This is a genomic window from Paenibacillus sp. A3 (assembly GCF_001399685.1).
GTDB lineage: Bacteria > Bacillota > Bacilli > Paenibacillales > NBRC-103111 > Paenibacillus_G.
The window spans coordinates 14,096-33,015 of sequence record NZ_JTHN01000051.1 but is presented as its reverse complement, the minus strand read 5'-3'; the positions used below and the strand labels follow the sequence as shown (position 1 = coordinate 33,015).

At 55.6% G+C, this 18,920-nt stretch carries 18 protein-coding genes; 2 read left to right on the top strand and 16 right to left on the bottom strand.

The window, feature by feature from the left end; genetic code table 11:
* The 14 genes from QJ48_RS07845 to QJ48_RS07780 form a co-directional block, all read right to left on the bottom strand.
* On the bottom strand, positions 1-351 hold a 351-nt coding region (locus QJ48_RS07845), incomplete at its 3' end, for a class I SAM-dependent methyltransferase (protein WP_157261556.1).
* A 39-nt stretch (positions 352-390) separates the two neighbouring features.
* Complete coding sequence (locus tag QJ48_RS07840) at positions 391-1,428, bottom strand: SAM-dependent methyltransferase (RefSeq protein WP_054973079.1); 1,038 nt, start codon at positions 1,426-1,428, stop codon at positions 391-393.
* Entirely contained in the window at positions 1,428-2,201 is a 774-nt protein-coding gene (locus QJ48_RS07835) for an ABC transporter ATP-binding protein (RefSeq protein WP_054973078.1), read from the bottom strand. Before QJ48_RS07835 ends, QJ48_RS07840 begins: the two co-directional genes overlap by 1 nt.
* Before the next feature lie 13 nt (positions 2,202-2,214).
* Positions 2,215-2,556, bottom strand: a complete 342-nt coding sequence (locus tag QJ48_RS07830) for a cyclic-phosphate processing receiver domain-containing protein (RefSeq protein WP_054973077.1) — start codon at positions 2,554-2,556, stop codon at positions 2,215-2,217.
* Complete coding sequence (locus tag QJ48_RS07825; protein WP_054973076.1) at positions 2,553-3,401, bottom strand: deoxyribonuclease IV; 849 nt, start codon at positions 3,399-3,401, stop codon at positions 2,553-2,555. The genes QJ48_RS07830 and QJ48_RS07825 overlap by 4 nt, the downstream gene beginning before the upstream one ends.
* 13 nt (positions 3,402-3,414) lie before the next feature.
* Positions 3,415-4,224 carry an Fpg/Nei family DNA glycosylase gene (locus QJ48_RS07820; RefSeq protein WP_054973075.1) on the bottom strand — a complete coding sequence of 270 codons (810 nt, stop codon included), beginning with the start codon at positions 4,222-4,224 and terminating at the stop codon, positions 3,415-3,417.
* A gap of 62 nt (positions 4,225-4,286) precedes the next feature.
* On the bottom strand, positions 4,287-5,936 hold the full coding sequence (locus tag QJ48_RS07815; RefSeq protein WP_054973074.1) for a ribonuclease H-like domain-containing protein: 1,650 nt from the start codon (positions 5,934-5,936) through the stop codon (positions 4,287-4,289).
* Positions 5,933-8,218, bottom strand: a complete 2,286-nt coding sequence (locus QJ48_RS07810; protein WP_054973073.1) for a DEAD/DEAH box helicase — start codon at positions 8,216-8,218, stop codon at positions 5,933-5,935. Before QJ48_RS07810 ends, QJ48_RS07815 begins: the two co-directional genes overlap by 4 nt.
* A gap of 333 nt (positions 8,219-8,551) precedes the next feature.
* Positions 8,552-8,767 (bottom strand): hypothetical protein, encoded by a 216-nt coding sequence (locus QJ48_RS07805; protein ID WP_054973072.1) that lies wholly within the window; start codon positions 8,765-8,767, stop codon positions 8,552-8,554.
* Positions 8,768-8,949: 182 nt separating this feature from the next.
* Positions 8,950-9,915 (bottom strand): metal-dependent hydrolase, encoded by a 966-nt coding sequence (locus QJ48_RS07800; protein ID WP_054973071.1) that lies wholly within the window; start codon positions 9,913-9,915, stop codon positions 8,950-8,952.
* 24 nt (positions 9,916-9,939) lie between these two features.
* Positions 9,940-10,893 (bottom strand): lysophospholipid acyltransferase family protein, encoded by a 954-nt coding sequence (locus QJ48_RS07795; RefSeq protein ID WP_054973070.1) that lies wholly within the window; start codon positions 10,891-10,893, stop codon positions 9,940-9,942.
* Between the two features lie 12 nt (positions 10,894-10,905).
* The gene (locus QJ48_RS07790; protein ID WP_054973083.1) at positions 10,906-11,679 is read right to left on the bottom strand and encodes a GNAT family N-acetyltransferase; all 774 of its coding nucleotides are present in this window, start codon (positions 11,677-11,679) and stop codon (positions 10,906-10,908) included.
* Between the two features lie 212 nt (positions 11,680-11,891).
* The gene (locus QJ48_RS07785) at positions 11,892-12,584 is read right to left on the bottom strand and encodes an LrgB family protein (protein ID WP_054973069.1); all 693 of its coding nucleotides are present in this window, start codon (positions 12,582-12,584) and stop codon (positions 11,892-11,894) included.
* Positions 12,571-12,942: a CidA/LrgA family protein gene (locus QJ48_RS07780; protein ID WP_054973068.1), complete on the bottom strand. Its 372-nt coding sequence runs from the start codon at positions 12,940-12,942 to the stop codon at positions 12,571-12,573. The genes QJ48_RS07785 and QJ48_RS07780 overlap by 14 nt, the downstream gene beginning before the upstream one ends.
* Positions 12,943-13,099: 157 nt before the next feature.
* Here QJ48_RS07780 and tlp point away from each other — a divergent pair, with 157 nt between their 5' ends.
* Positions 13,100-13,321, top strand: coding sequence for a small acid-soluble spore protein Tlp (gene tlp, locus QJ48_RS07775; RefSeq protein WP_054973067.1), 222 nt, complete (start codon positions 13,100-13,102; stop codon positions 13,319-13,321).
* 99 nt (positions 13,322-13,420) lie between these two features.
* Here the strand turns inward: tlp and rnz are convergent, their stop codons facing one another.
* Entirely contained in the window at positions 13,421-14,389 is a 969-nt protein-coding gene (gene rnz / locus QJ48_RS07770) for a ribonuclease Z (RefSeq protein ID WP_054973066.1), read from the bottom strand.
* 146 nt (positions 14,390-14,535) lie between these two features.
* A complete protein-coding gene (gene metH, locus QJ48_RS07765) occupies positions 14,536-17,970 on the bottom strand; it encodes a methionine synthase (RefSeq protein ID WP_054973065.1) in 3,435 nt (1,144 codons plus the stop codon).
* 282 nt (positions 17,971-18,252) lie between these two features.
* On the opposite strand from metH, the gene QJ48_RS07760 reads away from it, so the two are divergent.
* Entirely contained in the window at positions 18,253-18,795 is a 543-nt protein-coding gene (locus QJ48_RS07760) for an acireductone dioxygenase (protein ID WP_054973064.1), read from the top strand.
* The last annotated feature ends 125 nt before the right edge of the window (positions 18,796-18,920 follow it).

The window sequence follows — 18,920 nt, the reverse complement described above, 5'->3', positions numbered from 1 at the left end:
CCCGGTATCGCTCCCCGATAAGTAATGGAGACTTAAATCCGCCACCACAACCCGCGCCGAACCGTCCGGGAAAGGCAGCGGCTGAAGCAAATCAAGCCGCTCCGTTTTAACCTGCGGCACGAGCTCTTGTACCCGCATTAGCGCTTCGGTCGAACGGTCGCAAGCGATGACGGAGTAACCTTTGTCCGTTAAATACAGCGTATCGTTCCCGGCGCCGCAACCGAGATCCAGTATGGGGCCGGTCCCGGACGGATCAATGCCTCCGATGAACGGCTCCAGCCACAAATCGTACTTGACCTGCTCCGGTTTCAGCTTGGAAAACAAGTCGTTCCAAAAAATCGCATCCGACATTCGCAAAGCTCCTTTCGGCTCGCATTGCAGAACAGCCAGTCACACTTGCTTCATCAAAAAAAGCGTCAGCTCCTCGCGGTTGTGAAAAAGCTGCTTCGCTTGCTGCAGCTCCAGCTCCGGAGCCAGATCGCTCACCACTTCGCGAATCGTTTGAAACGCCTTCTTGTGCATCAGCTTCACCGTGATGACAGCCGTTCCACCCGGCTGCAGCGCCCCCAACAGCCCCCGGACAAGCTTGGCCATTTGACGGTGGCTCCAGCTCATGTCGCAAACGAGCAGGTCGAATGCATTTGCCGCAAACGTAACCTCATCCGCCTTTTTCTGAAAATACGTAAGCTGCGGATGACGCAACAGCGTCGCATCCAGCTTGGCCGGGTCGACCGCTGTTACCCGAAGCCCACGCTCCAGCAGCAGCGACGTCCAGCCGCCCGGCGCCGCACCAATATCGAGCGCCGACCGGTACTGGGACAAATCCAAGCCGAAGGCCTGCTCCGCCTCCAACAGCTTGAACTTGGCTCGCGACACTTGCCCTTCCTCCTTGCGGAAACGGATCGCTCCGCCGGACCAATCAGACAAATTGTCCTGCGGCCGGGACAAGCCCAAATATAGCTTAGCTTCCGTGACATACAGGGATAGGATCAAGTCCGCATCGCGCGATACCGGATTCGCCTCGAACACCGCTGTCAGCATCTCTTCAACGGAAGAGCGAACCGATGGCAGGGATAGGCCTGCTAACGCTTCCCCTTCCGCTTTTCTGCCTTGTACCGCTACGTTCATCTGCTTCAGCGATGCTCCTGCAGCGACTAGCATCTCATGAATATGACGAATCGCATGATCGAAAGTACCGTTCCACGGTTGCATCGCGTCGACCGGCTGCATATGCCGCAGAAACACGGGCTCCTGCGCCAGGATGCGGCCAATCGTATCGCTGCGCTCAAATTCGGATGTAAATACGAACACTTCGCCAGGAACCAGCCATTCAAATTTAACGGACTGACCCAGCAGACGCCGAAGCTCTTCTTGAGCCTGCTGGGCAAATCCCCGGTTCGACGTGCCGATAAATGTCGAGTCGTTCATCACAGCACCTTAATCCAAGGCCGGTCTCCGGACCATTCGATCCGAATCGGCACTTGATACGCCTTTGCCAGATTTTCCTCGGTCAACACGTCCCGCTTCGCGCCGGAAGCAATAATTCGCCCCTGCTCGATCAGCACAACGTGCGTGAAAAGCGGAACGATCTCTTCGATGTGATGCGTAACATAAATGACCGTCATTTGTTGTCCGCCGAGCACGTTGACATTTTCAAGCAACCGCTCACGCTCGTACAAGTCGAGACCTGAACAAGGCTCGTCCATAATGAGAATGGACGGATTTGTCATCAAAGCGCGCGCCAGCATCACTTTCTTCTGCTCGCCTTGGGACAGCGTACCAAGCGGCTGATTAGCCAAATGGGCAAGCTTTACCTTGTCCAGCATGGCGACCGCCTTCTCGCGGGCCGACTGCGGAATTTCTTCGTAAAAACGCAAGTAACCGAACTCGCCGGTGGCAATCACTTCCCACACCGGGTCCCCGGCATTTAATTTCTCATACAGCGATTGGCTGATATAGCCGATTTGCTTGCGGACTTCGCGTACGTCGCATTGCCCGTATGTATTGCCGAGCACTTGTACTTTTCCTCGGGTCGGAAACTCGTAACCATTCATCAGCTCCAGAACCGTCGTTTTGCCCGAACCGTTCCGGCCGAGCACAACCCAGTGCTCCCCTTGACGAATATCGATATTGACCCCGGACAAAATATGCCGGTCTTCTCGGATAAAATGAATATCTTGCAAGGATAAGACCATCGTCATGTTGAACCACAACCTATTCTTTTACAGTTTCGGAAATTTCCATAAGCAGCCCGGAAGGCATCGGACCGTTCGTCAGCCGGACATGCTCCGGCTTGCTCGCGTACAGCAGTTGAAACATTTGCTGACGGCCCGCATCGCTCGACGTATGCAAATAAATGCGCTGCGGAAATAAACCGGCGCTTGCCATCGCCCGGACCAATTCCAGTCCGTTGGGCTGTCCCCAGCCCAAGTCGTAGTCGAGCGAAAGCACGTCCACTTCGCACTCCTGCAGCAGCAGCAAGCATTCGTCCACGGTACGGGCAGGTACGAAGCCTTTCGGACAAGCGCGATAATCGTCCAAATAAACGTGGATCACCCTTCGCTCAGCTCCTTGACGTATCGAATTTCCGAAGCGTGCGTGCTCCCTCGCAGGACAGGCGTTTCAAGCACCGCCGGAAGGTCGGACATCGACTTGAGTGCAGTCGAGCGCAGCAGCGAAGCGAATCCGGCTTCCCCGATTTCGCCCCGGCCGATCATGGCATGCCGATCTTTATGCGCGCCTCGCGGATACACGGAATCGTTCAGATGAATCGCCCGGAGGTGCTGCAAATAACCAGTCGCTGCCGCATGCCGCTCCAGCTCCGGCCATCCGTCCTTGGAGGAGGGCCATAAGCCCGAAGCAAAAGCATGGCACGTGTCGAGGCAAAAGCCGACAAGCCCCGGAAAAGCGCAAAGATTCCGCACTTGCACGAGCTCCTCAAGCGTCGTCCCCATGGAGGTCCCTTCGCCCGCCTGATTCTCGATCAGCAGCAGCGAACGGCCCGTATAGCCGGCAAGCGCTTCATTCATACATTGTATAATATTTTTATAGCCTTGTAACGGGTCTTCCCCTTTATATTTGCCAAAATGGACCACGACGCCGACCGAACCGCACGCGTCTGCAATCTCAAGATCGTTGCGAAGCGAGGCGATCGTCGCCTGTCGAAGCTCGCCCGGGCCTACGGCAAGATTCGTCGGATAAGGGGTGTGAGCGATGCTGAGCAGGCCGTGCTCGCGGCAAAACCGGGCGCATTGCTCGGCGTCCTGGCGGTTGAACGCCTTTACGGTCAGGCTTCGCGGATTTTTTGGGAAATATTGGAACGATTGGGCTCCAAGCTTTGCCGCCGACTTTGCCGCTTCCGCATAACCGCCCCGAATACTGATATGGCAGCCAAAACGCATGGTCAACGCCCCCTCACCTCTGGCAGACAAGACAGCAAAACGATTTCTTGGACGAGACGTCGCGTCTGGCAATCGGGCTGCCGCAGCGCAAGCAAGGTTCTCCTTCGCGGTCGTAAACCCGGCAGCGGCTGTCGAAGGCGCCAGTAAGCGAATCGCCGACGAATAGCGGGATTTCCATGTACCCGCCGCCCTGCGTTGCTTCCGTCAGCACTTCGCGCATGGATCGGTATAACCGGTGAAGCTCCTCATCTGACAGCGCGCTGGGACGCCGGGACGGCAGAAGACCTGCATGATAGCAGATTTCATCGCTATAGCAGTTGCCGATACCTGCTAAGACGCTTTGATCGACGAAATTGCTTTTGAGCGTACCCGATTTTACTCGCAGACGTTCGGCGAACCGGGCAGGCGTCAACCCCGGATCGAACGGATCGGGACCGAGCTTATTCATCAGCTCATCGACTTCCGACGGATCATAGAGATGCAAATAACCGAGCCGCAGCCCGATAAAAAACAAGTGACGATCTCCGAAGCTGAGCCGCACTTGAACAGACCGGTCGGGCTTTTCCTCTGCCTTGCCGTAGAACATCATGCCTCCGAGCATTAAATGAAGCACCAGAACATTGCCTGTCGTTAAACGAAACAGCAGATGCTTCGCTCTTCTGTCAATGCGGGAAACGGCCTGACCGATCAGCTCCTGCGCCCATCGCTCGGGCGTCACATTAATCGATTTTTCTCTTGTTACTTCCGTATCCGTCACAGTCCGGCCTATGATTCTCTCGCTTAGCAGCTTACGATAATTTTCCATTTCGGGCAGCTCAGGCATCGTCATTGCTCCTTTCGGATCATGATCTTACCATGTATTTCCACCCCAAAGCGAAATTATACTTACAGCGGCATAGAAAGCTGTTCCGCTGCAGACAGGCCGGACTTTCTTTTTCTGGTTGACTGAGGAACGCGGGATACAGCAGACGCTCCCTCTTGAACCGGAACTGATGCCGGGGCTTGACCTGCTGACCCAGCCGATAGCTTTGCCCGTGTCCGGGCGCTAGACTTCGTCGACTGTAGCGAATCTGACGCTTCGGGCTCAATAGTACCAGCAGCACGTATCGCACTAGCGGATGAGGACCCTTTCCGCCGAAGCCGTTCGATTCGCTTGCGCAGGCTGACGGCTTCGGCATCCTCTTCCCGCTCCTCTTTTCCCTTCGCATGTTTGCCGCTAAGTACGGACGATTTGCGCTCCCCGCTCCGTTTCAAGGCATCTCGCCGCCAGAGATGGTCAAGCGCTTCCTGAGCATAGGCGAGCGCGTGCTCCCACTGTTTTTCCTTATGCTCATAGTACATGGACAGCTCGATATACGGTTCAAGCGAAGCCGTTGCCCGGCCGCCCTTCAGGGCGATATACCGACTCCAGAGCGAACAGGCTTGTGGATAGCGTCCCCGTCGCTTGCAAAATTGCGCAAGCGGCAGCAGGCACGGTTCTTCGGAAGCAAGCTCGTCCTCAGTGAGAAGCTCTTCAGCCAGCGCATTCATCACCGTGTCAGCCATGCCGCTTCGGCCGATTTTATCGAGCCACAGGCCGAGCCGAAAGCACTCCTCTAAACCGAATAACCTCGCGTGAGACCAATCATAGGAACCGTTCAGCAAGCAGGCAAAATGAACGGCCAGGCCCGCCAGCGACAGCACGTCCAGTTCGTTATGCACGAACACGCCTTCCAAAACGGAAGGGTCGCGCTGCGCCAAATATTGAAAATAGAGCGTCGGGGCAAGCGATCCCGGCACGTCTTCTTCGCGGCGGACGCCAAGCCGTTCCTCCTCTACTTTGCCTAGTCGGCAAGAGGGCAGCGTATGCTTCCACAAACTGCGGGATGGATGCAAAAAATCGATGTGCCCCGAGGGCTCAGCGGCCAGCTCCATCCGGTTCATGATATAGCGGTTTTTGACAATCGGCCAATCGAACGATTTGCCGTTATAAGAGATTAACACCGGATGTGCAGCAAGCTTTTGCTCCAAATAGGTCAGCATCGCCGCCTCTTCACCGGGGTGCCGGATCAGCATTTGCTCGATATGATATTGATGGCCTTGGTAAAATCCGACTCCGACCATAAACGGCACGTTGCCTGCCCCATGCCCCAGCCCTGTCGTCTCGGTATCCAGAAAGAGCAGCCGTTCGTGGAATGGAGCGGCAGAACGGTTCGCCGCAGCATTGCCTGCCGTCGGCTCCAGCAGCGCAAACAGCTCCTCCGCGCAGGACGATAAACGGCTTAGCTCATACTGCCCATGACGAAACCCCGCTTCGTACGTGCGGCGGCGGATGACGAAATCGCCCCACTCCGTATGCTTCATGGCTGCACCGACAACCGACCATTCGTCAAACTCCGCCGCGGACTCCGGTTTACTCTCACCGTGAGCCGCCTGTCCCTCTTCGGCCGAGCCAGGTGGCTCCTCTCCCACGAGAATTTTGACTTCTTCCTCGCGTTCCTGCGTACCCGCTATCGACTTTTTGTGCCGCAGCAGCCTTTCCTTAAGCGAGCTCATCGCGAGGCCTCCAGCTGCTTCAGCAGCCCAAGCGACAGCTGCTTCCCGGTCAGCCCAACCTCTTCAATCGGCCCGACACAAGCCGGACAACCGCTCAAGCAGCCGCACGACGAAATCAGGCGCTGCGCTTCGGCGAGCAGTTCCCCGTGCACTTCGTACAGCCGCTCGCTAAGCCCTACGCCGCCCGGGTAACGGTCGTAGAAAAATATCGTAGGCTGCTTGTTATGCACCGCCTTAACCTGCGGAACGACGCGGATATCATGCGGATCGCACATCAAGTAAAGCGGCGCGATGTGCACAAGCACGTTCGCCAGCCCCAGCAGCGCAAATTGCATATCGTTTACCGTCATGCCCGCGGCAATCTCGTCGTCGAATGTAAACCAGTAAGAGCTCGTGTGCAGCTCCTCCTCCGGCAGATGAATCGGTCCCGATCCGATATTCTCGTGGGTCCGAAGCTTGATTTTCTTAAAAATCGTCGCTTTTGCATTCACGGTTACTTCGCCGAACTGCCGCTTGAGCCCCCGGTCAACCGCCTCCCGGTGCACATGCAGCACTTTCAACTGGACAGCCAGGCTGGCGTCCGTAAAATAATCGACGTCGACCTCGCGTATGTAAGCCTTCTTCTCCTCGTAATCGAGCTTCTCCACCTGGTACTGCACGCCCTCGTGAATATAGATCGCTTCTTCGTGAATCAGGGTCGGGGCGCTGAACCGGTCCACCTCGCCGATGACCCGGGCACCGTTCGTCATATCGATGATAATGAAATTTTCCTGCGCGGCCGATCGCAAGCTGATGTCGTGCGCCGGAAACGACTGCTCCATCCAGTGCCACCTGTTTTTGACCCGGTGCAATATTCGTTCCTCCGTCAAAAACTCCAAAATATCATGCAGCGACTCGCCGCCGAATTGCTCGTTTTCTTCGAACGGCAGCTCGTAGGCGGCGCATTTGACATGGTCGACCAAGATGATAAGGTTGTCCGGCTCGATCAGCGCCCGCTCCGGCGGACGCTCGAAAAAAAATCTGGGGTTCTGGATCATGTATTGATCCAGCGGATTGCTGCTCGCCACGAGGAACGTGACGGAGCTTTCCTGCCGCCTCCCGGCGCGGCCCGATTGCTGCCACGTGCTCGCGATCGTGCCGGGATAGCCGTTCAGCACGCACGCCTGCAGCTGCCCGATATCGATCCCGAGCTCCAGCGCGTTTGTGCTGACGACGCCGCGGATCTCTCCGCTGCGCAGCCCCCTCTCGATTTCGCGCCGCAGCTTGGGCAGATACCCGCCGCGGTAACCGCGGATCGATTTCATGCCCAGCTCGTGGGCGACCAGTTCCTGCAAATACGTAAGCAAAATTTCGACCCGCACGCGGCTCCGCGCGAAAACGATCGTTTGTATGCCTTGACGCAGCAGCATCGCGGCGATTTTTCTCGTCTCCAGCACACTGCTCTTGCGGATGCCAAGCTGCTGATTGACCACAGGAGGATTATAGAAGACAAAATGCTTCTCTCCCGCGGGCGCGCCGTTGTCGTTGACAAGGGATACGCTCTCCCCGATCAGCCGCTCCGTATGCTCTTTCGGATTGTCGATCGTCGCCGAAGCGCAAATAAACTGCGGATTCGAGCCGTAAAAGCGGCAAATCCGCTTAAGCCGCCGGATTACGTTGGCCACATGGCTGCCGAACACGCCACGGTAAGAATGAACCTCGTCAATGACAATGAACTTTATATTCTCAAACAGCTTCACCCATTTCGTGTGATGCGGCAAAATCGCGGAATGCAGCATATCCGGGTTCGTCACGACGATGTGCCCGGCATTGCGAATAGCTTGGCGTACGGTCGGCGGCGTATCCCCGTCGTACGTATGAGTTTTGATATCGGCACCCATGATATTCGCCAGCTCTTGAAGCTCGGCCACCTGGTCTTGAGCCAGCGCTTTGGTCGGAAACAAATAGAGCGCACGCGCGCTCTCGTCTTTCAATATGCCCTCCAGCACCGGCAGGTTGTAGCAAAGCGTCTTGCCTGAGGCGGTCGGAGTCACGGTCACGACGTGCCGCCCCGCGCTTACTTCGCGGAACGATTGGGCTTGATGCGTATATAATTGTCCGATGCCCCGGGCGAGCAATGCTTCCCGCAGCCCGGACTGCAAGCCTTCCGGGAATGACTCGTACCGCCCTTCCCGCGGCGGAATCGTATGCCAGTAAGTCACCTGGGACATCAGCTCGGACGACGAGCGGATCAAATCGATCATTTCTTCGATGGAAGAAACCTTGCCAGTCAAACGGTTCATAAATGCAGCTCCTTTTGACGGTAACATTCCTTTCATTATATCGAATGCATGTTCGTGTGACAATCTCTTTTCTTAGCGGAGCCGGTCGAACGGAATCGGAATAACGCGCCTACGGTGAGTTGAAACTTGAAGAAAGCATGTCGTATCCTGCGCTTTCCCGGGAAAGTTTTTTCGTTGTAGAGTCGTCTGTTAAAGGGGCGGTTCGATTTTGGTAGGAAAAGGGATGGGGGATACTCGCATGAGCAACCGGCAAGCGGCAGTCGAGCAGAAAAGCCTTGGCCTGCCGCTCATCGGATTGGCGGGGTCCCGATCGCTCTAAACGCATGGATTAACTTAGAACACATCGGAGGAATCGTCGTAGTCGAACCTTATGCCGTCGTGCATAGACACCTTATGAATCGAAGCTGAGTTCATGGCCGTGTTTGCGCTCACCTGGAGCTTGCCCAGCACTTCCTGAAACGGCTGGGCCTTGGCGCCGCTTGATTGCGACCGAATGGCAAGCTGCAGCGCCTGCTCGATCACGGCGATATCCTGGCATGTAAAATCCATTCCGTCAACCTCCCATGCTTGGATGTTTACTGGAACTATTCTAACCGGATCGTTTTTTATTCATACCTCGGACCAAAACCGTAGTTGCCAATTATTACTCGGGCATACAATGCTTCGCGGATTCGAAGACCAGAGGCCCGACCTTTTTTCGTCAAATTCCGACAACAATTCATCGACCGTTTTTACACATACGGCGGGTCCCACGCTTTTTTCCTCCAGCCGAGCGTTTGACTGACGACCTTAAGATCCCGGTCGAGCGTTACGTCCACCCCGAAGGGCAGCTCGTGATTGTGCCAAAACCGCATATCCCGCCATCGAACCTCATAGCCGTCCTGCCTCTCGGTACAAGTGACATGCACCCGCTGCGCAAAATGCAAAAACGCCCGCACGCCATCAACCGCACGTGTCGCCTCTACGGCCATGCCGCCTTCGGTATGTTTGGCATAAATATCTTTGACCGTCAGCTCCTTGCCATGCACGATCCCCGTATAAAACGCGTCGCTGCTCTCAAGCACAAACTGCCAGCGAAACCAGTGCAGACTCGGGACAACGTGACATATCCCTTCCAGCCCAAGCTGCATTCTTACAAAACGGACTACGCCCCGGTGATGAAGCAGCCGCCCTCCGATATATATAAACGTAAACAAATAAATCCACAAAAACATCCAGCCCGGATTAAGCCCCGTCGCCAGCCATACAAACAAACCTGCCGCATGCGTCATAAACAGCACCGGTTCGAACAACGGGAGCGCATCGAGGTGATGCCAGCGCTGCGAGAACGGACGAAAGCACTGCACGCCGTAGGCATTGAGCCAATCCAGAAATACGTGAAAAACGACCGCCGCCATCGTCCAAGCAAAAACAATCAGCTCATGCTCCCATACTCCGAATCCCCAAGCAATCGGAACGGACAGCGCCAGCGGCCATAAAAGCATAGCCGGAAGCGAATGCGTAATTCCCCGATGCACCCGGATATAAGCGGCATAGCCCCGAACCCGGGCAACCGTATCGAAATCCGGCGCATGCGAGCCGATCAACGTGGCCGCCAGCACCGCATGCAGCAGCGCCGGCTGTTGAGCCACTTCAGGTTGAAGCATAGCCAGACCGGCCAATGTAGCGCCAAACAACAGATGACTTCCGGTATCCACGCAGCTATACGCCTCCTTCGCTTGTCATGCCGTATGCGTCTTCCGTCGCTCTCGCTTTGTATAAGCCCCTGTCCCGCCATCTTGCTCGGTTTCCCAGCGCTCCTCGGCATTAAACCAATAGAACCACTGTTCGGGCCGCTCCCGAATGACCCGTTCCATGAAGCGGTTCAGCACATTCGTCGCCTCGGTCCGCGTCGCCCGTGTGAACGAAGAAGACAGATACAACGGGGCTTCGAACCGCATCCGGTGTACCCATCCGCGTTCGCGCCATCCACTGAAGGGAATAATGGGCACCCGCTGCTCAATCGACAGCGTCGAAGCGCCCTCGGGCGTTCGCGTCATCCGGCCGAAAAAACGGGCGGGCGGAAACGTCGAGCGCCAGAAATCCCCCAGCAAAAAGACGACTCCCCCCGCCTGCAAATGCTTGCGCAGCTTACGAAGCAGCTCCAGCGGCGGCGTGTTGTCATAATCGAGCCCCGGGCAGCCCATATCCCGAAACTTCAAATAGAGCGGCCGCAGCTCCGGACTCCCGCCGGTGGCAACGGTAAGACACGAATACTTCTGGCACAAATACCAGTAGTAGTAAAAAAAGTTGCCCGCATGCGGCGTATAGACAATCGCGCCGCGACCTAGACGCAGCGCCTCTTCCAGGTGCGCCTCCCCTTCCGTCCGGAACCGCCATTTCTCGCTGCCCGGCAGCCGGTGCGATTCCAGCAAAATTTCATATAGCGCAAAGACGACATTTTCGGTATAGCGAAATCCGTCCTTCCTGATCTGCTGAGCCGTCCGTTCCGGCAGCAGCTCCTTCATGTTCCCCTGCACCTTGCGTCTCAAACCTGAACCGGCGCAGCTATACAACAGTAGAGCCGCCATTCGGCATAGCGCGGCCATCACGCTTCTCGGCAGCATACCGCATCGCCGCGCCCAACGCTCGCACGCTTGCCGGTCCGCGGTCACTTTGGCAATCCATTCGTACAAGCTCCCAGCCCCCTAGCCTTTTAAGAAATGCTTCTTGTATCTGCGGGTGATCCGTTCCTTTTCCAGCACGATAAAGAAGTCTATCGTCTCGAACAGGCTATCGTACGCCGGGTCGCCGCCAATCTCCGCCCCAAGCCATTGATAGCCCTTCATCAGCGGCGGCAGCCTGCGGAAAATTTCTTTCTCGGTCAACTCCGATTCGACCATATTCAGTCCCCGAATCCGGTGCGTTTCCAACGGACGGATGCCGTACCGCTCCGTAATGACCTGCTTGCTGCGAAGCATCGTATAGATCAGATTCAGCTCCTTCAAATTCGGGAGATGCAAACTGGCGCAGCCGATCAAATAGCGGTAATTCTGCTCGGTCATATACGCGGCAATGCCCTCCCACAGCATTTGAATCGCTCTGCTTCCGCGGTAGGCCGGTGCAATGCAGCTTCTCCCGAGCTCCAGTGTCTGGCGCTTCAGCGAACCGAACGCGTGCAGGTCGAATTCGGTTTCCGAGTAGAATCCGATGCCCATGGTCACCCGCTCTCCCGGCAGCAGCCGGTACGTGCCGACAACCTCTCCCGTGATTAAATCTTTGACGATCAGATGGTCGCAATAATCATCGTAGATATCCCGCTCCAATCCGTTCTCGGTTCGCATTCTCATGTTCTTCTCTTCTTCCACAAAAACCTGATACCTCAGACGCAGTGCCTGTTCCACTTCAAAGTCGGTTTCTGCCAGCTTGACGGTTAAGATGGACGGCTCGCTTGCGACTTGACTTGCTGCTTGTCGGATCATCGTCAACACGCCTTTCTCCAACTAAAGGTTGATGGGATGAAAGATACAGCTTTAGGGTAGCAGACGATTATTAGGATAGCGTTTTCGTGGTGTAAAGCTTTTGTAAGGCTTCGCCCGGCTTGACCGGCTGTCCGGCATAAAAAAGAACCGCTCGGCAGAACGGCTCTATCGTGGAAATAAACTCTATTTTCTTCAGTAAAGCAATTTGGAACTCACCGCAACCACCAATACAGCGGAATAAAAAGCAATGATGTCAAAATCGCCGCAGCACCCATCGCAAAGCCGCTGACGCTGCCCGCCAGCTCCGAATCCCGGATGATCCGCGCCGTGCCGATGCCATGCGACGAGGTGCCGATGGCGGTGCCGATCGAGATGTCGTCGCGCACGCCCGCCAGCCGCAGCAGCCCCGGTCCGAACATGCTTCCGATCAAGCCGGTCAGAACAGTTAGCACGGCCGTCAACTCGGGAATCCCTCCCGCTTGCCGGGAAATCTCAAGCGCAATCGGCGAAGTGACCGATTTCGGCATCATGGTCACAAGCAGCTCGCGGCTGCCTCCGAGCCCCCAGACGAGTCCGGCAGCCAGCAGCAGCGCGCTGATTGAACCTGCAGTAATGCCCGCAGCGATCGGCAGCAGAGCATTGCGGATGCGCTGCGCGTTTTTGTACAGCGGGATGCCGAGAGCTACCGTCGCGGGACCGAGCAGGAACACAATATAGTCCCCGCCTTTTCGATAGGCTTCGTAAGGCACATTCGTGGCGAGCAGGAAAGCGATCACAAGCGCCGAGCACGTGAGCAGCGGATGAAGCGCTTTCCAGCGCTGCTGCAGCGCGAGCGCAAACACATAAGCCAGCACCGTCAGAGCGATGCCGAACAACGGCTGCTCCGTCCATTCACGGAACATCATGACGACGATCCCCCTCCTTCCGTGCGCGTCCGCCGCCAAGGAGCTTAGCCGTCCAGCCTGTCACGAGCAGCACCCCGAACGTGCTGGCAAACAAGCTGACCAGGATGGTCGCTGCCTGCTCCCCGATCCAAGAAAAAAACACCATCGTCCCAACGACAATCGGCGCAAAGAGCAGCAGCATATGCTTGATCAAGAAGCTGCCGGCCTCCTCTACCCATTCCACCTTGACCCACTTTAGAAACAGACTGGCCGTAAACAAAATCAAACCGATGACGTTAGCCGGAAGCGGAAGCTGCAAGGCAAGCTGCAGAATCGTTCCCAGCAAATAAAAACCGAGCAAGATGGCAAAGCCGCGCACCAGGAGCCGCCTCCCCTCTCCCCAAAAATATCAGCCCGTTTCCGCTAGTATGCCAAAAATATTGCTTTCATGCATATTCCGGCACGGACAGTGGCACCGTAAAGATGGTGCGCTATCCAAGCGCCATACTTTTACAATGAAGGAGTTCGATGGAATTATGGCTAAACCGGACAACCGTGCCGACAACGTGGATCATTTGCAAAACAGCATCGACCACACGATTGAAAACATGAATGAAGCCGAAGATTATTTGAGCGAGCACGCTGACGAAATCAGCCCGCAGGAACGGGAGCAAATCGAGTCCAAGAACGAACGCCGCCTCGAAAGCTTGGACGCCTTCCGTTCGGAAATTAAGGACGAAGCCGAAAATCAACAATAATTGCAGCCCGTCAACGGGGCATGATACAAAAACCTCCGGTTCCTTGCAGACATCTCGTAAGGAACGGAGGTTTTTGTCATAGCGACGATACGGACACACTTACAGCGGAGCCGCTTCACCGGCGGCCGGCGAAGTTTTTCGCGCCGGAATGTCCAGCCGAAAATGATCGTGCGCAAGATAAGTTTCATCATGGAGCGTGCGCGCTTCTTCCCGCAGCCGGTCGACCTCCGCGTCCTGATACCGGGAGCTGATATGGGTTAAAACCAACATTTTGGCCCCTGCTTCTTGAGCAGTCCGTGCCGCATCCATCGCTGTGGAATGATCGTATTGAACCGCAAGCTCCTTGCGGTCCTCCGCAAAGGTCGCTTCGTGCACCAGCACATCCGCCTCCAGCGCAAGCTTGACGGCATGTTCGCAAGGCTGGGTATCGCCAAGGATCGTCACGATCCGGCCGGGAATCGGCGGACCGATAAACCGGCTCGCTTCAAGCACCGTGCCGTCCTCCAGCGTAACGGTTTCGCCGTTCTTGATTTTGCCGTACAGCGGTCCCGAAGCGATGCCGAGCTCCTTCAGCTTCGCCGCATCAAGCTTCCCCTTCTGCGGCTTTTCTTTGATCCGGTAGCCGTAGCTGTCGACCCGGTGAACCAGCGGAGCAGCTTTCACGATAAACTGCTCATCCTCGTACAGCATGAACTCCGCCTTCTCTTCGAACTCCACAATTTTCGTCTCGTAGCCGAGATGGGAATCGCTGATCCGAAGCGCCGTTTCTACAAATTCCCGGATACCTACCGGCCCGTAAATCGTAAATGGCGTGTCCCCCCCTTGATAAGAACGGCTCGACATGAGCCCCGGAAGGCCATAGATGTGGTCGCCGTGCAGATGGGTAATAAACAGCTTTTCCAGCTTGCTGATTTTGACCGGCGCCCGCAATATTTGGTGCTGCGTCCCTTCCCCGCAATCGAACATCCAATAGACGTTCCGCTCCGCAAGCAGATTTAGCATGACAGAGGTGACGTTCCGCTCTTTGGAAGGCATACCGGCACCTGTCCCGAGAAAATACAGCTCCAAGCTCCATCGACCCCATTTCTATCTTTCCGATTGGTAAAAAAGCATACACACCTTCGTACTTCAGTGTAGATTAGCTTTTCTTTCTTCTTAAACAAAAGAGTGGAGCGACCAAGGCCCCACCCTGTTATAGCATACCCAAAAAACGGTTATGCGTTGAAATAACGAGCCTGCGGATGCGCGAACACGATAGCCGAGACGGACGCCTCCGGCTCCATCATGCTGCCTTCCGTCAAATGTACGCCGATATCCTCCGGCTTCATCAAAGCAAACAACTGCTGCTGATCGTCGAGGTTCGGACACGCCGGATAGCCGAACGAGAACCGCTGCCCGCGGTACTTGGCTCCGAAGCGCTCCTGCATCGTCATATCGGCCGGGTCCGGGAAGCCCCAGACGTCGCGCATCATTTGATGTATACGCTCCGCGAACCCTTCCGCAGTCTCGAGAGCCGCCGCTTGAAGCGCGTGAGACCGCAGGTAGTCGCCTTTCTCCCGCCACTCGGCCGCCAGATTGCTGACGCCATGACCGGCTGTCACGACGAGGAAGCCGACGTAATCCATGATTCCGCTGTCTACCGGCTTAAGATAGTCGGCCAAGCACAAGTACGGCTCCTTCTCCTGCCGCGGGAACGTAAACTTCTGAAGCACCTTGGTAGGATCCTCGGGATTGTAGACGAGCACATCGTTGCCGTCAGACTGCGCCGGGAAGAAACGGTACATGCCGTGCGCTTGAAGGATGCCGTTTTTCTGTGCCTCCGCAAGCAGTTCGTCTACGGTTTCTTTAAGCTGCAGCGCCTTCGGATCTTTGTCGGCCAGCAATTGCTCGACTTTCCCCTTCAAGCCAAGATGATGCCCGAGCAGCATCTGCATGTTGATATACGGGATCAGGTGGCTTATCGGGTAATCACGCAGCACGCGGCGCTCCAAGCTCGGCGGCACCTGCACCGGAACGTTCCGGTCCACCGACGACGTTCTGACGCGGGTCAAAGCCGGCATCTGCTCTTCTTTTCGGCCGGATTCCTTCACGTCGGATTCCATGCTGTCCCGAAGCTCACGCACAAGCTGCTGCCGCTGCTCGGGGTCGCTCAGCTTGTTCGCAATATCCAGCCCGTCCATCGCATCTTTGGCATATAATACCAAACCGTCATACTCCGGCGCAATGCGCGTCTTGGTGAACTTCCGGGTCAACGCCGCGCCGCCCACCAGAATCGGCACGTCGATACCGGCCGTCTTCAAGTCCTGCGCCGTAACGATCATTTGCTGCGCCGATTTAACGAGCAGCCCGGACAGTCCGATCGCATCCGGCCGCTCCTTGCGGTAAGCATCGATCAACTGCTCCGGCGGCACTTTAATGCCCAGGTTGACGATCTGGTAGCCGTTGTTGGATAAAATGATTTCGACCAAGTTTTTGCCGATATCGTGCACGTCGCCTTTGACCGTGGCCAAAATGATTTTTCCTTTCACGGCACTTTCCGATTTTTCCATGAACGGTTCCAAATAAGCAACGGACGCCTTCATGACCTCGGCGCTTTGCAGCACCTCCGCCACGATCAGCTCGTTATTGTTGAACAGCCGGCCGACTTCCTCCATCCCTCTCATCAGCGGACCGTTAATAATATCAAGCGGTTTGTATTTTTGCAGCGCTTGGTCCAAATCCGGGATCAGTCCGTCCTTTGTGCCTTCGACAACGTAAGAGGCCAGCCGCTCTTCCAGCGTTAAGTTCGAAATTTTTTCCTTCTTCTCGACCTTCTTCGTACGGAAGTGTGCTACGAATTCGGCCAGTGTTTCGTCGTTCGTATCATAGATCAGGCTTTCGGCAAGACGGCGCTCTTCTTCCGGTATGGATGCATATCGCTCCAGCTTTTCCGTATTGACGATCGCATAGTCCAGTCCGGCTTTCGTACAATGGTACAAAAAGACGGCGTTCAGCACCTCGCGGCCCGCCTCCGGCAAACCGAACGACACGTTGCTGAGACCAAGAATCGTCTCGGTGTCAGGCATCGCTTCTTTAATTAACCGGATTCCTTCGATCGTCTCCTTGGCCGAGCCGATATATTGCTGATCTCCCGTTCCGACCGGGAAAACGAGCGGGTCAAAAATAATATCGTTCGGATGCATGCCGTACTTGTTGACCAGCAAATCATAGGAGCGCTTGGCTACTTCCAGCTTGTCTTTGGCCGTAATGGCCTGCCCCCGTTCGTCAATCGTACCGACGACAGCGGCCGCGCCGTATTTAAGAATAAGCGGTACAACCGTCTCGAACTTCTCTTCCCCGTCCTCCAGGTTGATGGAGTTGATGATCGCTTTCCCCTGCGAATATTTGAGCCCCAGCTCGATTACCCGATAATCCGTGGAATCGAGCATAAGCGGAACTTTCACTTTTTTGACGACAAGCTCCAGAAACTGCTGCATATCGCTCATTTCATCGCGGTCCGGATCCTGCAGACAGACGTCGATGACATGCGCGCCGCCTTTCACCTGCGCCCGGGCAATCTCGGATGCTTCCTCATACTTGCCCTCGGCAATAAGCCGCTTGAACTTCCGCGATCCAAGAACGTTCGTCCGCTCCCCGACCATATAAGGACGGTTCGCATCTTCAATATAGACCGTCTCGATGCCGGATACCGCGGGCGGATGCTCTCCCCGGTGACTGCGCGGCTGGTACTGGCCCAGCGTTTCAGCCATCGCGCGGATATGATCCGGCGTCGTTCCGCAGCAGCCGCCGGCAATGTTCAGCCAGCCCTGATCGGCAAAGCCTGCTAACTTCTTGGCAAGCGATTCCGGCGACTCGTGGTACTCTCCGTTCTCGTCCGGCAGACCGGCGTTCGGATAACAGCTTACCGCCGTCCCTGCAATATCCGCCAACGTCCGGATATGGTCGCGCATAAATTCCGGACCGGTAGCGCAATTCAGCCCGACCGAGATCGGTTCGAGATGCTCAAGCGAAATATAGAACGACTCGATATTTTGACCGGCCAGCGTCGTACCCATCGGCTCGATCGTACCGGAAATCATGAGCGGCAGCTTGCGGCCTTCCGTCTCAAACGCTTTGCGGATGCCGATGCTGCCGGCTTTGACGTTCAGCGTATCCTGCGACGTTTCGAGCAACAGCGCGTCCACGCCTGCTTCCATCAACGCCAGCGCCTGTTCGTAGTAACTGTCCACGAGTTCGTCGAAGGTGACGCCGCCGGTTACGGAAAGCGTCTTCGTTGTAGGCCCCATTGCACCGATAACGTATCTGGGCCATTCCGGCGTACTGTATTTTTCAGCCGCTTCGACGGCCAGTTTGGCCGCTGCCAGGTTAAGCTCCCGCGCGCGGTCCTGCAGATCGTATTCCGCCAGTACGACGCTTGTTGCGCCGAACGTGTTCGTCTCTACCATATCGGCACCGGCCGCAAAATACGCTTCATGAATTTTACGGATGACGTCAGGCCGCGTGACCACCAAAATTTCGTTGCAGCCATCCAACTCGTCGCCGCCGAAGTCAGCAGCAGTTAAATTTTCCTGTTGGATCATCGTTCCCATGGCGCCGTCTAAAATCATAATTTTTTTCTGTAATTGGTCCTGCAATAAAGGCTTGCTCATCCGTGATCCCCTTTCACCCTGCCGCCCCGCTCCATTCTGTAATGGGGTCGGATACTCCTGCAGCCGATCTATGACTCTCGCACCGCACTGCGCATGATACTCACAAATTATGTAACCTTAAGTGTATCAGAAACGATACATGTTGAAAAGCAATTGTGACAAAATTCAGCACTTATCTAATGAATCCTATCGGATTTATATACATTATACATCGACAGATGCGTCCCCTTCCACTATAATAAGAAGCAGAAGGCACGAATTCAAGAAGGAAGAGGGAGAACTATGGCAGAAATTCGCATTCGCAACACCAACGAGCGCATCTCAGGCGAAGCCAACGTGAAAGCATTTTTGGATAAGCAAGAGGTGCTTTATGAGCATTGGAACGCCGCTAAGCTGCCCGCAGAGCTTCAAGGGAAGTTTTCGTTGACGGACGAGGAAAAATCGCAGATTTTGGCTACCTTCGATGAAGAAATCCGCGATCTGGCTAGCCGCCGCGGCTACCAGACTTGGGACATCGTCGCGCTGTCCGACGCTACCCCGAATTTGGATGAACTGCTCAAAAAATTCGAACAGGTGCATACGCATACGGAAGACGAAGTTCGCGCCATCACGGCCGGCAAAGGAATCTTCATCATTAAAGGGACCGACGATGTCGGCTATTTCGACGTTGAACTGGAAGCCGGCGACGTGATCTCGGTTCCGGAGCACAAGCCGCACTTCTTCACCTTGATGGAAAACCGTCAAATCGTAGCCGTTCGTCTGTTTATCGAAACTGAGGGCTGGATCGCACATCCGTTCGAAGACCCGTCTTTCCAAAAAGCGTAATTGGAACTATTAAATAAATTGAACACTCAAGCAGCAAGCCCCTTGTCAAAGGCGGCTTGTTTTATTTTTAGCGCAATAAAAAACCCACCATTATGAAATGGCGGGCTATTCAACTAGGCAAAATG